This window comes from Pseudomonas sp. B15(2017), from assembly GCF_002113215.1.
GTDB lineage: Bacteria > Pseudomonadota > Gammaproteobacteria > Pseudomonadales > Pseudomonadaceae > Aquipseudomonas.
In genome coordinates this window covers 114,764-128,568 of record NZ_NEJZ01000003.1, presented here as the reverse complement: position 1 = coordinate 128,568, position 13,805 = coordinate 114,764, and the positions used below count along the sequence as shown (strand labels likewise).

Annotated in this window: 11 protein-coding genes; 5 read left to right on the top strand and 6 right to left on the bottom strand. The window is 57.6% G+C overall.

Annotated features, from left to right (window positions below):
• Positions 1–514 precede the first annotated feature (514 nt).
• The 5 genes from mnmE to rpmH all read right to left on the bottom strand — a co-directional run bounded on the left by mnmE (position 515) and on the right by rpmH (position 4,442).
• Positions 515–1,885: a tRNA uridine-5-carboxymethylaminomethyl(34) synthesis GTPase MnmE gene (mnmE, locus tag CAF73_RS06095; RefSeq protein ID WP_085702242.1), complete on the bottom strand. Its 1,371-nt coding sequence runs from the start codon at positions 1,883–1,885 to the stop codon at positions 515–517.
• An 81-nt stretch (positions 1,886–1,966) separates the two neighbouring features.
• Positions 1,967–3,649: a membrane protein insertase YidC gene (gene yidC / locus CAF73_RS06090; protein ID WP_007954136.1), complete on the bottom strand. Its 1,683-nt coding sequence runs from the start codon at positions 3,647–3,649 to the stop codon at positions 1,967–1,969.
• A 2-nt stretch (positions 3,650–3,651) separates the two neighbouring features.
• Positions 3,652–3,897, bottom strand: coding sequence for a membrane protein insertion efficiency factor YidD (gene yidD, locus CAF73_RS06085; protein WP_010465488.1), 246 nt, complete (start codon positions 3,895–3,897; stop codon positions 3,652–3,654).
• A complete protein-coding gene (gene rnpA / locus CAF73_RS06080; RefSeq protein ID WP_011336726.1) occupies positions 3,890–4,291 on the bottom strand; it encodes a ribonuclease P protein component in 402 nt (133 codons plus the stop codon). The genes yidD and rnpA overlap by 8 nt, the downstream gene beginning before the upstream one ends.
• Before the next feature lie 16 nt (positions 4,292–4,307).
• A complete protein-coding gene (gene rpmH, locus CAF73_RS06075) occupies positions 4,308–4,442 on the bottom strand; it encodes a 50S ribosomal protein L34 (protein ID WP_003213577.1) in 135 nt (44 codons plus the stop codon).
• Positions 4,443–5,009: 567 nt separating this feature from the next.
• On the opposite strand from rpmH, the gene dnaA reads away from it, so the two are divergent.
• Genes dnaA through gyrB form a run of 4 tightly spaced genes read left to right on the top strand, consistent with a single transcriptional unit; the run spans position 5,010 to position 11,217 of the window.
• Positions 5,010–6,533: a chromosomal replication initiator protein DnaA gene (gene dnaA, locus CAF73_RS06070; RefSeq protein WP_085696623.1), complete on the top strand. Its 1,524-nt coding sequence runs from the start codon at positions 5,010–5,012 to the stop codon at positions 6,531–6,533.
• Between the two features lie 39 nt (positions 6,534–6,572).
• Positions 6,573–7,676: a DNA polymerase III subunit beta gene (gene dnaN / locus CAF73_RS06065; RefSeq protein WP_007954131.1), complete on the top strand. Its 1,104-nt coding sequence runs from the start codon at positions 6,573–6,575 to the stop codon at positions 7,674–7,676.
• 14 nt (positions 7,677–7,690) lie between these two features.
• Positions 7,691–8,794: a DNA replication/repair protein RecF gene (gene recF, locus CAF73_RS06060; RefSeq protein WP_003220208.1), complete on the top strand. Its 1,104-nt coding sequence runs from the start codon at positions 7,691–7,693 to the stop codon at positions 8,792–8,794.
• Between the two features lie 5 nt (positions 8,795–8,799).
• Positions 8,800–11,217, top strand: coding sequence for a DNA topoisomerase (ATP-hydrolyzing) subunit B (gene gyrB, locus CAF73_RS06055; protein ID WP_085686140.1), 2,418 nt, complete (start codon positions 8,800–8,802; stop codon positions 11,215–11,217).
• A 71-nt stretch (positions 11,218–11,288) separates the two neighbouring features.
• Here the strand turns inward: gyrB and CAF73_RS06050 are convergent, their stop codons facing one another.
• Positions 11,289–12,008 carry a response regulator transcription factor gene (locus CAF73_RS06050; protein WP_085696622.1) on the bottom strand — a complete coding sequence of 240 codons (720 nt, stop codon included), beginning with the start codon at positions 12,006–12,008 and terminating at the stop codon, positions 11,289–11,291.
• A gap of 166 nt (positions 12,009–12,174) precedes the next feature.
• Here CAF73_RS06050 and CAF73_RS06045 point away from each other — a divergent pair, with 166 nt between their 5' ends.
• Positions 12,175–13,716, top strand: a complete 1,542-nt coding sequence (locus CAF73_RS06045) for a HAMP domain-containing sensor histidine kinase (RefSeq protein WP_085696620.1) — start codon at positions 12,175–12,177, stop codon at positions 13,714–13,716.
• Positions 13,717–13,805: the final 89 nt, after the last annotated feature.

Sequence of the window (13,805 nt, the reverse complement as noted above, 5' to 3'; positions counted from 1 at the left end):
AGTTTGAGATCAGGTTTCTGGACCTGGTCGGCAAGTATAGGGACTTCGCCCTTCCTAAAGAACCCTTTGCACAAAATTTAACCAGCTGTGGAGAACTCGCGGTTAAAAGAATAAAAAAGAGAGAAATTTATAAAACCTTTGTTTTAAAGCTTATTCTTACTGCCCATGATTTCTGTGGATAGATTTCTACAGGCCTTTATTTTCAATGTGTACAGAGATTCAAAACCCTGTGGCCATGTCGCCATGAGGCCCTTGGATAACCGGTTTAAGCCTGTGGATTAATGCGGTGGTTATCCACAGAGGCAGTTATGTTCACTTTTCAGGCCCTGTTATCAACTGCCCTCAGCGGCGGTTATTCACAGGGCTTAATTCACAGAAATCTGATGAATGAAGGGATCGCGGACGCAGAAAATCCGCCCAGGATCAGAAAACCTGTCCGGCACTGGGGGAAGGAAATACGAGGAAGAGGGAACAGACAGGTCGCGTATGGACCTGTCTGTGGACAGCGGATGGATTATTTACCGATGCAGAAGCTGGAAAAGATCCGTCCCAGCAGATCATCGGAGCTGAAGGCGCCGGTGATTTCCCCAAGGGACTGCTGGGCCTGACGCAGGTCTTCGGCCAACAACTCACCCGCTCCCGCCAACGTCAGTTGGGCACGTCCATGTTCCAGGGCATCACTGGCGTGACGCAGGGCTTCCAGGTGCCGGCGGCGTGCGCTGAAGCTGCTTTCCGACGTCTGTTCGTAGCCCATGCAGGCCTTGAGGTGATCACGTAGCAGATCCAGCCCTTCACCGGCGGATTTTGCGCTCAGACTGATCGTTACATGGCCGTCGTCGCTGACTTCCAGAGCAATGGGTTCACCGGTGAGATCAGCCTTGTTGCGAATCAGCGTGACCTTCGCCGGATCCGGCCGGGTTTCAAGGAATTCCGGCCACAGCGCAAACGGATCGGCGGCCTCGGGCGCCATGGCATCGACAACCAGCAGCACTCGATCAGCTTCGCCGATGGCTTTCAATGCTCGTTCAACGCCGATCTTTTCCACATGATCATCGGTGTCGCGCAGACCGGCGGTGTCCACTACGTGCAGCGGCATGCCGTCGATGTGGATATGTTCGCGCAGGATATCCCGAGTCGTGCCGGCGATCTCCGTCACGATGGCGGCTTCTCGTCCGGCCAATGCATTCAGCAGACTGGATTTGCCGGCATTCGGACGACCGGCAATCACCACGGTCATGCCGTCACGTAGCAATGCGCCCTGCCCGGCTTCGCGCAATACGGTGGATAACTCGTTACGAACCTTGTCGAGCATGCTCAGGACATGGCCATCGGCGAGGAAGTCGATTTCTTCTTCCGGGAAGTCGATCGCGGCTTCGACATAAATCCGCAAACCGATCAGCTGTTCGGTGAGGTTATGCACACGTTGGGAAAATGCACCCTGCAACGAACGCAGAGCGTTTCGTGCGGCCTGTGCAGAACTGGCTTCGATCAGGTCGGCAATGGCCTCGGCCTGGGCCAGGTCGAGTTTGTCATTGAGGAATGCTCTTTCGCTGAACTCACCGGGCCGCGCCAGACGGCAACCCAGTTCCAGACAACGCTTGAGCAACATGTCGAGGACGATCGGGCCACCGTGTCCCTGCAGTTCCAGTACGTCTTCGCCAGTGAACGAGTTCGGCCCCGGGAAATATAACGCCAGACCTTCATCCAGCACCTGCTGATCTTCACTGAAGAACGGGCCGTAGTGGGCAAACCGTGGTTTCAGTTCACGGCCGCTGATGGCTTTGGCTGCAACGCTGGCCAGCGGCCCGGAAATTCGAACGATGCCCACGCCGCCACGGCCCTGGGCGGTAGCGACGGCTGCGATGGTTTCACGAGGTGCGCTCATAAACCGGTATCCAGACAAAAATGGCAGATAGCAAAACGCCCCACTAGGGGGCGTTTTGAGTGGTGTTATACACAGAGTAAGTTACGCCTCGGCTTTTTTCGTCGCCGCTTCGATCTTACGCGTGATGTACCACTGTTGGGCAATCGACAGGCAGTTGTTCACAACCCAGTACAGCACCAGACCTGCCGGGAACCACAGGAAGAAGAAGGTGAAGATGATTGGCATCATTTTCATCACCTTGGCCTGCATCGGATCCGGAGGTGTAGGGTTCAGACGCTGCTGGATGAACATGGTCGCGCCCATGATGATCGGCAGGATGAAGAACGGATCCTTGATCGACAGGTCAGTAATCCACAGCATGAACGGCGCCTGGCGCATTTCCACGCTTTCCAGCAGAACCCAGTACAGAGAAAGGAAAACCGGCATCTGCACCAGGATCGGCAAGCAGCCGCCCAGCGGATTGATCTTCTCTTTCTTGTACAGCTCCATCATGGCTTGCGACATTTTCTGCCGGTCATCGCCATGTTGCTCTTTCAGTGCAGCCAGTTTCGGAGCCACGGCGCGCATGCGGGCCATCGACTTGTAGCTGGCGGCCGACAGAGGGAAGAAAATCCCTTTGATCAGCATGGTCAGGAAGATGATCGACCAGCCCCAGTTGCCGACGATGCTGTGGATATGTTGCAGGAGCCAGAAGATTGGCTGGGCAATGAACCACAGAATGCCGTAGTCGACGGTCAGTTCCAGACCTGGGGACAACTCTTTCAGCACAGCCTGGCTTTTCGGACCGGCGTACAGAACAGCGCTGGTTTCGACTTTCGCACCCGGTGCAGCGGTCAGCGAAGGACCGGTGTAACCGATGATGTAATTGCCTTTGCTGTCTTTACGGGTCTGGACGATGTTGTTTTCGCCCTTCGGAGCAACCCATGCCGTCACGAAGTAGTGTTGCAGCCAGGCTACCCAGCCACCGGTGACGGTTTCCTTGAGCTGACCTTTGTCCATGTCCTTCATGGACACTTTCTTGTACGGCTCGGAACTTGTCCACAGGGCAGCGCCCAGGTAAGTCGCGGTACCGGTAGCAGTAGTCGACGAAGGATCGGCACTTGCATCGCGTTTCAGCTGGGCAAACATCGAACCGGACCAAGGCTGAGCGCTCTGGTTGTCGATCAGATAAGTCACGGTCACGTCATACAGGCCACGTTTCAGAGTGAAACGCTTGATGTAATTGACGCCGTCCTTGCTGAACTTCAGGTCAACGACCAGTTGGTCCTGACCGTCAGCCAGTTGATAAGTCTTCTTCTCCGAGGAGTAGATCGGACGACCGGCCGGATTTGCATCCGGACCGTTGGTGCCGATCAGACCGCTCTGTGCCAGATAAGTACGTTCGCCGCCGTTGTCGAACAGCTGGAACGGTACGTCCGGACGATCCTGACGGCGTGGATACAGCGGCAAGGTCAGCTGGGCAACATCGCCACCTTGTGGATCGATCGCGAGATCGAGCACGTCGGTCTTGATCTGGATCAGATCCTTGCTGACGGCGACCGGCGTTTCGGCAGGTGCGCTGGTATCACTTGCGGCGCGCGGAATATCGTCACTGGCGGCAGCATTATTGCCAGTGGCGGTGTCCGGCAAACCGGATGTAGTCGTACTGGAAGCAACATTCTGAGTCGGCAGGGCAGCCTGGCCATAGTCCTGGTTCCATTTAAGGACCATGACGTAGGACACGATTGCCAGGGCGACGATCAGGATCGTGCGTTTGATATCCATGATTACTCGGCCATCGAAGAAGAACGGGAGGTAGGGATAGGTGGAACCGGGTCATAACCACCGGGATTCCACGGATGACAGCGACCTAAACGACGAAAGGTCAGCCAGCCACCGCGCAGAAGGCCATGATTTTCGATGGCTTCATACGCGTAGCAGGAACAGCTGGGGTAGAAACGACAGTGACTGGCCATCAAGGGACTAATGGCGTAGCGATAAAACTGGATCGGAACGAGTGCCAGTTTACGCATCGGGACTGTCTACCCCTACAGTTTCGGTTTTGACTGCTGGTACCGGCTTGTTGCGTGCCAGCCGCTTCCAGAGTTTGCCGAAATGCTGAATCAATTCGGGGTTTTCTACGTCACCCAAACCTTTGCGCGCGACGATAACGATGTCCCAGCCGACCAGTGAATCCTGGTGCAGGCGAAACGATTCGCGCATCAGACGTTTGAGGCGATTGCGCTCGACGGAGAGTTTTACACTCTTTTTCCCGATAACCAGCCCGAGACGGGGGTGATCGAGATCGTTGTTGCGCGCAAGGAGCAGGAGATTTTTCCCCGGAACCTTGCCGGTAGGGGAGTCAAAGACCGCCTTGAAGTGCCGGGGAGTAAGCAGACGCTTTTCCCGACTGAAGTCCTGACTCACCTCCAGTGCCGGATTATCAAACTGCCAGACGTGCGCGGCCTTTGGCGCGACGACGCGACAGTACGGCACGACCGTTCTTGGTAGCCATGCGAGCACGGAAACCGTGGGTACGAGCGCGTTTGATAGTGCTTGGTTGGAAAGTACGTTTCATGTCGTGTTACCTGGTTCGTCCACAACGGGCCGGAATGGCCCCCGTTTTAAGAGACCGGGGATTCTAGAGAAAGCAAGTCCATAGGTCAATTTCCAACCAACGTTTCCTTATAAATAGATCTTCGGAGCGTGGGGGACCTGATTAACCGTTTGCCAGAGATAAAAATAAAGAAGGGAATTATTTAAAGCTTTTCTGTAAAGCTTGTAAAAGCTAGGCACGTCCTCGTCTGTGGATAACTGGCTCAAGGCCTTGTTTCAAGCGATGTACAGAGAATGACAACTACAGTGGAAAACCGTGTTAAGCCTGTGCTGCACTGTCGGATAACCTGTGTGTGGAAAGGGCGGTTATCCACAGCCCGGTTATCCACCGACTTTCGCCCCCAGTTGTCCAGTGTGCTCAGATAGGGTTATCCACAAAGCTTATGCACACACCGTTGGTCGCCTTTTTCTCGTTTAACGCATTGATAAATCATGTGCACCGGGCAACCTGCATGTGGATAAGTGGACGACTGGCCGCTACAATGGCCGCTTGTTTTTGCCTCACCGGCTTTCAACTTAGGGGATATCCGTGTCAGTGGAACTTTGGCAGCAGTGCGTGGAGCTTTTGCGCGAAGAGCTGCCTGCCCAACAATTCAACACCTGGATCCGTCCACTACAGGTCGAAGCCGAAGGCGACGAGTTGCGCGTCTATGCACCGAATCGTTTTGTTCTGGACTGGGTCAACGAGAAGTACCTGGGGCGCGTCCTTGAACTGCTGGATGAGCATGGCAATGGTCTGGCACCGTCGCTTTCCTTATTAATAGGCAGCAAACGCAGTTCGGCCCCGCGTGCCGCCCCGAATGCGCCATTGGCTGCTGCTCAAGTGGCCCAGGCTCAGGCCAATGCAGTACCGGCCAGCGCACCAGCGCCAGCGCCGACACCTGCACCGACCAAGCGTTCGCCTCAGAAAACCGAAGAGATCAGTGAAGAGCCGTCCCGCGACAGCTTTGATCCGATGGCCGGCGCCGCTTCGCAACAGGCACCGGTTCGCGCCGAACAGCGCACCGTGCAGGTCGAAGGCGCGCTCAAGCACACCAGCTACCTGAACCGCACCTTCACCTTCGAAAACTTCGTCGAAGGTAAGTCCAACCAGCTCGCCCGTGCGGCGGCCTGGCAAGTGGCAGACAATCCCAAGCACGGCTACAACCCGCTGTTCCTTTATGGCGGTGTAGGTCTGGGTAAGACGCACTTGATGCACGCGGTGGGCAACCATCTATTAAAGAAGAACCCGAATGCCAAGGTCGTGTACCTGCATTCCGAGCGTTTCGTGGCCGACATGGTCAAGGCGCTGCAATTGAACGCAATCAACGAGTTCAAGCGTTTCTACCGTTCGGTGGACGCCCTGCTGATCGACGACATTCAGTTCTTCGCCCGCAAGGAACGTTCCCAGGAAGAGTTTTTCCACACCTTCAACGCCCTGCTTGAAGGTGGCCAGCAGGTCATCCTTACCAGTGACCGCTACCCGAAAGAAATCGAAGGCCTTGAAGAACGCCTCAAATCCCGCTTCGGCTGGGGCCTGACGGTTGCCGTCGAGCCACCGGAACTGGAAACCCGCGTCGCGATTTTGATGAAGAAGGCCGACCAGGCCAAAGTCGAGTTGCCTCATGACGCGGCGTTCTTCATTGCCCAGCGTATTCGCTCCAACGTCCGCGAGCTGGAAGGTGCGCTGAAACGCGTGATCGCCCACTCGCACTTCATGGGCCGCGACATCACCATCGAGTTGATTCGCGAATCCCTGAAAGACCTGTTGGCGCTGCAGGACAAACTGGTCTCTGTGGATAACATTCAGCGTACCGTCGCCGAGTACTACAAGATCAAGATCTCCGACTTGCTGTCCAAACGCCGTTCGCGTTCGGTCGCTCGTCCGCGTCAGGTGGCCATGGCCCTGTCCAAGGAACTGACCAACCACAGCCTGCCGGAAATCGGCGATGTGTTTGGCGGCCGCGACCACACGACGGTGTTGCACGCCTGCCGCAAGATCAACGAACTTAAGGAATCCGACGCGGACATCCGCGAGGACTACAAGAACCTGCTGCGTACACTGACCACTTGATGAACACCAGCGCAGCTTATTAAGGCAAGGGACTAGACCATGCATTTCACCATTCAACGCGAAGCCCTGTTGAAACCCCTGCAACTGGTCGCAGGCGTCGTCGAGCGCCGACAGACCTTGCCGGTACTGTCCAACGTGCTGCTGGTTGTCGATGGCCAGCAACTGTCGCTGACCGGTACCGACCTGGAAGTCGAGCTGGTCGGTCGCGTGCAACTTGAGGAGCCGGCTGAAACAGGTTCCATCACCGTGCCGGCGCGCAAGCTGATGGACATCTGCAAGAGCCTGCCGAACGATGCGCTGATCGATATCAAGGTCGACGAGCAGAAGCTGGTGGTGAAAGCCGGCCGTAGCCGATTCACCCTGTCGACCCTGCCGGCCAATGACTTCCCGACTGTAGAAGAAGGCCCGGGTTCGCTGACCACCAGCCTGGAACAGAGCAAGCTGCGTCGCCTGATCGAACGCACCAGTTTCGCGATGGCCCAGCAGGACGTGCGTTACTACCTCAACGGCATGTTGCTGGAAGTCTCGACCGGTGTGATCCGTGCCGTCGCTACCGACGGTCACCGTCTGGCCATGTGTTCGATGCAGGCCGACATCGGTCAGCAGGAACGCCACCAGGTAATCGTGCCGCGTAAAGGTATTCTCGAACTGGCGCGTCTGCTCACCGAGCCGGACGGCAACGTCAGCATCGTCCTGGGTCAGCATCACATCCGCGCTACCACCGGCGAGTTCACCTTTACCTCGAAACTGGTCGACGGCAAGTTCCCGGATTACGAGCGCGTTCTGCCGAAGGGCGGCGACAAGCTGGTGCTGGGCGATCGTCAGGCGTTGCGTGAAGCTTTCAGCCGTACCGCGATTCTGTCCAACGAGAAATACCGTGGTATCCGTCTGCAACTGGCCAGCGGTCAGTTGAAGATCCAGGCTAACAACCCGGAGCAGGAAGAAGCGGAAGAAGAAGTAGGTGTGGAATACAACGGCGGCTCCCTGGAAATCGGCTTCAACGTCAGCTATCTGCTCGACGTGCTGGGCGTGATGACCACCGAGCAGGTTCGTCTGATCCTGTCCGACTCCAACAGCAGTGCGCTGGTGCAAGAGTCCGACAACGACGATTCGGCTTACGTTGTCATGCCGATGCGTCTGTAATCAGCTGACTCTGGATGTCGCTAAGTCGCGTCTCGGTCACCGCGGTGCGCAATCTGCACCCGGTGACCTTCTCCCCCTCCCCCCGAATCAACATTCTTTACGGTGCCAACGGCAGCGGCAAAACCAGTGTTCTGGAAGCCATTCACCTGCTGGGGCTTGCCCGTTCGTTTCGTAGCACGCGGCTGTTGCCGGTCATCCAGTACGAGCAGCTTGCCTGCACCGTTTTCGGACAGGTCGAACTCGCCGAGGGTGGCCACAGCGCATTGGGGATATCTCGCGATCGTCAGGGCGAGTTCCAGATCCGCATCGACGGTCAGAATGCCCGCAGCGCTGCGCAACTGGCGGAAATCTTGCCGCTGCAGTTGATCAATCCCGACAGCTTTCGCCTGCTGGAAGGCGCGCCGAAGATTCGCCGACAGTTCCTCGACTGGGGCGTGTTCCACGTCGAGCCGCGGTTCATGGCCACCTGGCAGCGTTTGCAGAAGGCCTTGCGCCAGAGAAACTCCTGGCTGCGGCATGGTACACTTGACGCCGTTTCGCAAGCGGTTTGGGACAGGGAACTGTGCCAGGCCAGCGCTGAAATCGATGAATACCGCCGCGCTTACATCAAAGCCTTGAAACCAGTCTTTGAACAAACCTTGAGCGAACTGGTTGAGCTCGAAGGTTTGACGCTCAGCTATTACCGAGGCTGGGACAAGGACCGGGAACTGAGCGCTGTACTCGCCGGATCCGTGCAACGGGACCAGCAAATGGGTCATACCCAGGCTGGGCCACAACGGGCTGACTTGCGTCTTAGATTGGGCGCTCACAACGCTGCGGACATCTTGTCCCGGGGTCAGCAAAAGTTGGTGGTCTGTGCGTTGCGGATTGCCCAGGGGCATTTGGTGAGCCAGGCCCGACGCGGCCAGTGTATTTATCTGGTGGATGACTTGCCGTCCGAGCTGGATGAGAGTCACCGTCGCGCGCTGTGCCGCTTGCTGGAAGACTTACGCTGCCAGGTTTTTATTACCTGTGTAGATCACGAATTATTGAGGGAAGGCTGGCAGACGGAAACGCCAGTCGCTCTGTTCCACGTGGAACAGGGCCGTATCACCCAGACCCACGACCATCGGGAGTGAAGGCATTGAGCGAAGAAAATACGTACGACTCATCGAGCATTAAAGTGCTGAAAGGCCTGGATGCCGTGCGCAAACGTCCCGGTATGTACATTGGTGACACCGACGATGGCAGCGGTCTGCACCACATGGTGTTCGAGGTGGTCGACAATTCGATCGACGAAGCCCTCGCCGGCCACTGCGACGACATCAGCATCATCATCCACCCGGATGAGTCCATCACCGTCAAAGACAACGGTCGTGGCATCCCGGTAGACGTGCATAAAGAGGAAGGCGTTTCCGCCGCCGAGGTCATCATGACCGTCCTCCACGCCGGTGGTAAGTTCGACGACAACTCCTACAAGGTATCCGGCGGTCTGCACGGTGTAGGTGTTTCGGTAGTGAACGCGCTGTCCGAAGAGCTGGTCCTGACCGTTCGCCGCAGCGGCAAAATCTGGGAACAGACCTACGTCCATGGCGTACCTCAGGCGCCGATGGCGATCGTTGGTGACAGCGAAACCACCGGTACCCAGATTCACTTCAAGGCTTCCAAGGAAACCTTCAAGAACATTCACTTCAGCTGGGACATCCTGGCCAAGCGCATTCGTGAACTGTCCTTCCTCAACTCCGGTGTCGGTATCGTCCTGAAGGACGAGCGCAGCGGCAAGGAAGAGCTGTTCAAGTACGAAGGTGGCCTGCGTGCGTTCGTTGAATACCTGAACACCAACAAGACTGCGGTCAACCAGGTGTTCCACTTCAACATCCAGCGTGAAGACGGCATCGGCGTGGAAATCGCCCTGCAGTGGAACGACAGCTTCAACGAGAACCTGTTGTGTTTCACCAACAACATTCCGCAGCGCGACGGCGGCACCCACCTGGTGGGCTTCCGTTCCGCACTGACGCGTAACCTGAACAACTACATCGAGCAGGAAGGTCTGGCGAAGAAGCACAAAGTCGCCACCACCGGTGACGATGCACGTGAAGGCCTGACTGCGATCATTTCGGTGAAGGTGCCGGATCCGAAGTTCAGCTCCCAGACCAAAGACAAGCTGGTTTCTTCCGAAGTGAAGACCGCGGTCGAACAGGAAATGGGCAAGTACTTCTCCGATTTCCTGCTGGAAAACCCGAACGAAGCCAAACTGGTTGTCGGCAAGATGATCGACGCAGCCCGTGCCCGTGAAGCGGCGCGCAAGGCCCGTGAGATGACCCGTCGCAAAGGCGCGCTGGACATCGCCGGTCTGCCGGGCAAGCTCGCTGACTGCCAGGAAAAAGACCCGGCGCTGTCCGAACTGTACCTCGTGGAAGGTGACTCCGCGGGCGGCTCTGCCAAGCAGGGACGTAACCGCAAGACCCAGGCCATCCTGCCGCTGAAGGGCAAGATCCTCAACGTCGAGAAAGCCCGTTTCGACAAGATGATCTCGTCCCAGGAAGTGGGCACCCTGATTACCGCGCTGGGCTGCGGTATCGGTCGCGAAGAGTACAACATCGACAAGCTGCGCTATCACAACATCATCATCATGACCGATGCTGACGTCGACGGTTCGCACATCCGTACCCTGCTGCTGACGTTCTTCTTCCGCCAGTTGCCTGAGCTGATCGAGCGCGGCTACATCTACATCGCCCAGCCGCCGCTGTACAAGGTCAAGAAAGGCAAGCAAGAGCAATACATCAAAGACGACGACGCCATGGAAGAGTACATGACGCAGTCGGCCCTGGAAGATGCGAGCCTGCACCTGAACGAAGACGCCCCGGGCATTTCCGGTGAAGCGCTGGAACGTCTGGTGAATGACTTCCGCATGGTGATGAAGACCCTCAAGCGTCTGTCGCGCCTGTACCCGCAGGAACTGACCGAGCACTTCATCTACCTGCCGGCCGTCAGTCTGGAAATGCTCGGCGACCACGCCAAGATGCAAGATTGGCTGGCCCAATACGAAGTCCGTCTGCGCACCGTCGAGAAGTCGGGTCTGGTCTACAAGGCCAGCCTGCGTGAAGACCGCGAGCGTGGCGTATGGCTGCCAGAGGTCGAGCTGATCTCCCACGGCCTGTCGAACTACGTCACCTTCAACCGCGACTTCTTCGGCAGCAACGACTACAAGACCGTCGTCACCCTCGGCGCTCAATTGAGCACCCTGCTCGACGAAGGCGCCTACATCCAGCGTGGCGAACGCAAGAAAGCGGTCACCGAGTTCAAGGAAGCCCTGGACTGGCTGATGGCCGAAAGCACCAAGCGCCACACTATCCAGCGATACAAAGGTCTGGGTGAAATGAACCCGGATCAGCTGTGGGAAACCACCATGGACCCAAGCGTGCGCCGCATGCTGAAAGTCACCATCGAAGACGCCATTGGCGCAGACCAGATCTTCAACACCCTGATGGGTGATGCGGTCGAACCTCGCCGTGACTTCATCGAGAGCAACGCTCTGGCGGTGTCCAACCTGGACTTCTGATCCCGGTCGTCGTCAAAAAAAGGCCAACGCATTGCGTTGGCCTTTTTATTGGCAGATCAAACTACGCAGTCTTACTCAGACACCGCCGCCACACTCTCCAACCGATACCCATACCCATAAATCGTCAGCAGCTGCCAACCCCGATCCGCCGTCAGTCCGAGTTTGTTGCGTAGGCGATAAATATGGGTGTCCAGTGGTCGCGACGTGGACATCTCTTCGTGGGGCCAGAATCTCTCGTACAGGTAATCCCGCGACAGCGGCCGCCCCAGGTTGCTGAACAGGCAGTGGGCGAGACGATATTCGCGTTCGGTCATGACGATCGGTTTCCCGTCGCGGGTAACGGTCAGTTCGGCGTCGTCGAACACCAGATCGTTAAAACGCAGGACTTCGGCGGGTGCGCTACGTTGCAGGCTATGCCGACGCAATACCGCTGCCACGCGGGCCTTCAATTCATTGGGTCGAAACGGTTTGCTCACGTAATCGTCGGCTCCCGCATTCAACGCCTGGACGATATCGCTCTCGCCGTCGCGGCTGGTGAGCATTATGGCGGCCGGCGGGGCTTCCATGTGTTCGCGGGTCCAGCGCAGCAGTGCCAGGCCGGTGAGGTCGGGCAATTGCCAGTCGAGGATCAACAGGTCGAAGGTTTCCCGGCGCAACTGGCGCAGGAGGTCTTCACCGCTTTCGAAGCTGTGAAGTGACCACGGCTGTCCTCCAGCCTCGGCGATTTGTTGCAGGGTCTGCTCGACCCGGCGCAGTTCGGCGGGTTCATCGTCCAGTATCGCAACGCGCATACGCGGTGGTTCCTTGTCGCTCGGGCAATGGGTGCCGACCGGATCGGCTCTCTCCATGCAGTGAAAGTAAGCGGCACGCCGTGGGGTGAGCCGCTATGATTCTTCGGGTCTACGTCCTCAGACCGGCCGTCTATGAATCCATTCAACCCGCCCTGCCCTGTTTCCCATGAATAACCAGCGCCGACACGAAAGTCGCGTACCCAGCCAGGTTCAGCGTTTGTTCCGGCAACTGGTGCGCGAGTGGGTGTGGATAAGTCTAGTGCTGTTGCCGCTGACTGCACTGCTTTCCTGGCGTGCGCAGATCAATTTGCATGACTCGGCGCCGTTGCTGGGCGCAGGACTTTCGGTAGCCATGGTCGCGTGCGTACTTGGGTTGCTGCTGTGGCGCCCGCGTCTGGCGCTCTGGCTCACATTGGGCGGGATGGCCTGCGTGCTGTTGACCAGTGCAGGCCTGGCTGAGATGCGGCGTTGGTGGTCACCGACGCCGGCGGTGCTGGGTATGTTGTTCGGTTATCTGATCTGGAACTGGCGACGCCTGAGCGTGGTGCTGACCTACTTCGGTTGGGAGCTTGCGCGGCTGGACAGTGAACCGAAAGTCTTCCCCGAACGGCGTCGGGCGCAGTTTCCCGGCGCCGACCGCTTGCAGGGGCAGATCATGGCGCTTGAGCAAGCCATGAGCCGCACCCGCGATACCCGCCGGTTCATTGCCGACGGGCTGGAATATCTCCCGGTCGCGACCCTGATCAGCGATCCACGGGGGCAAGTCTTGTTGGGCAACCGCAAGGCACGGAGCCTGTTCGATCACAATCTGGTGGGCGAGGATGTGCTCGATCAACTGGCGAGCCTGGGCTATCCGGAGTTGTCCACCGATCAGCGCCCGCCGCTCTCCGAGCTGCCTCTGCTGGAGTTTCGTGATCACAAGGAACGCAGCCTGCGCCTGGAGCGTGCTGCGTTGTTGCCCGTCGATGGCGACCTGCCAATCGGCTGGCTCCTGAGTCTCACTGACCTGAGCGCCGAACGCGCCGCCGAGGAACAGCGCGGTGTATTGCTGCGCTTTCTGTCCCATGACCTGCGCGCGCCCCATTCGGCGATTCTCGCCCTGCTCGATGTACACCGGCATCAGGCAGGAACGGATTCGCCACTGCTCGAACAGATTGAGCGTCAGGTACGCCGGGCGCTGGAACTCACCGACGGCTTCGTTCTGCTGGCCCGGGCGGAATCCGAGGCGTACCGGTTTCAGCCGAGCTTGTTCGGAATGCTGGTCATGGACGTGCTGGATCAGGCACTGCCCATCGCCCAGCAAAAGCGCATCCAGCTGTTGAACGACATGGACGAACACTCCCAGGAGCGTTTGATCCTGGCCGATCAAGGCTTGTTGACCCGAGCACTGTTCAACCTGCTGGAAAACGCAATCAAGTACAGCCCGGCCGGATCCACGATCGTCATGCGTGTCAGCTGCCATGACGACTGGTTGCGTTGTGAACTGACCGATCAAGGCAAAGGCATCGCGGCAGAGGAACTGCCTGATCTGTTCAGCCAATACCGACGCTTTTCTTCTGCACAAGGCATCGACGGTGTGGGGTTGGGGCTGTCGATGGTCAAAGCCGTGGTGGATCACCATGGCGGTCGGATCGAGTGCCTGAGCGTGGTCGATCAAGGCACGACGTTCCGTGTGGAACTGCCACTGATCGCCGAAGAGCAGGCATAAAAAAACCGGCTATATCAGCCGGTTTCCTTACTTCCCAAAAAAACTTATGCACCTTTTACGGTGTTTTATCAGCTTCAGAAATATATAAA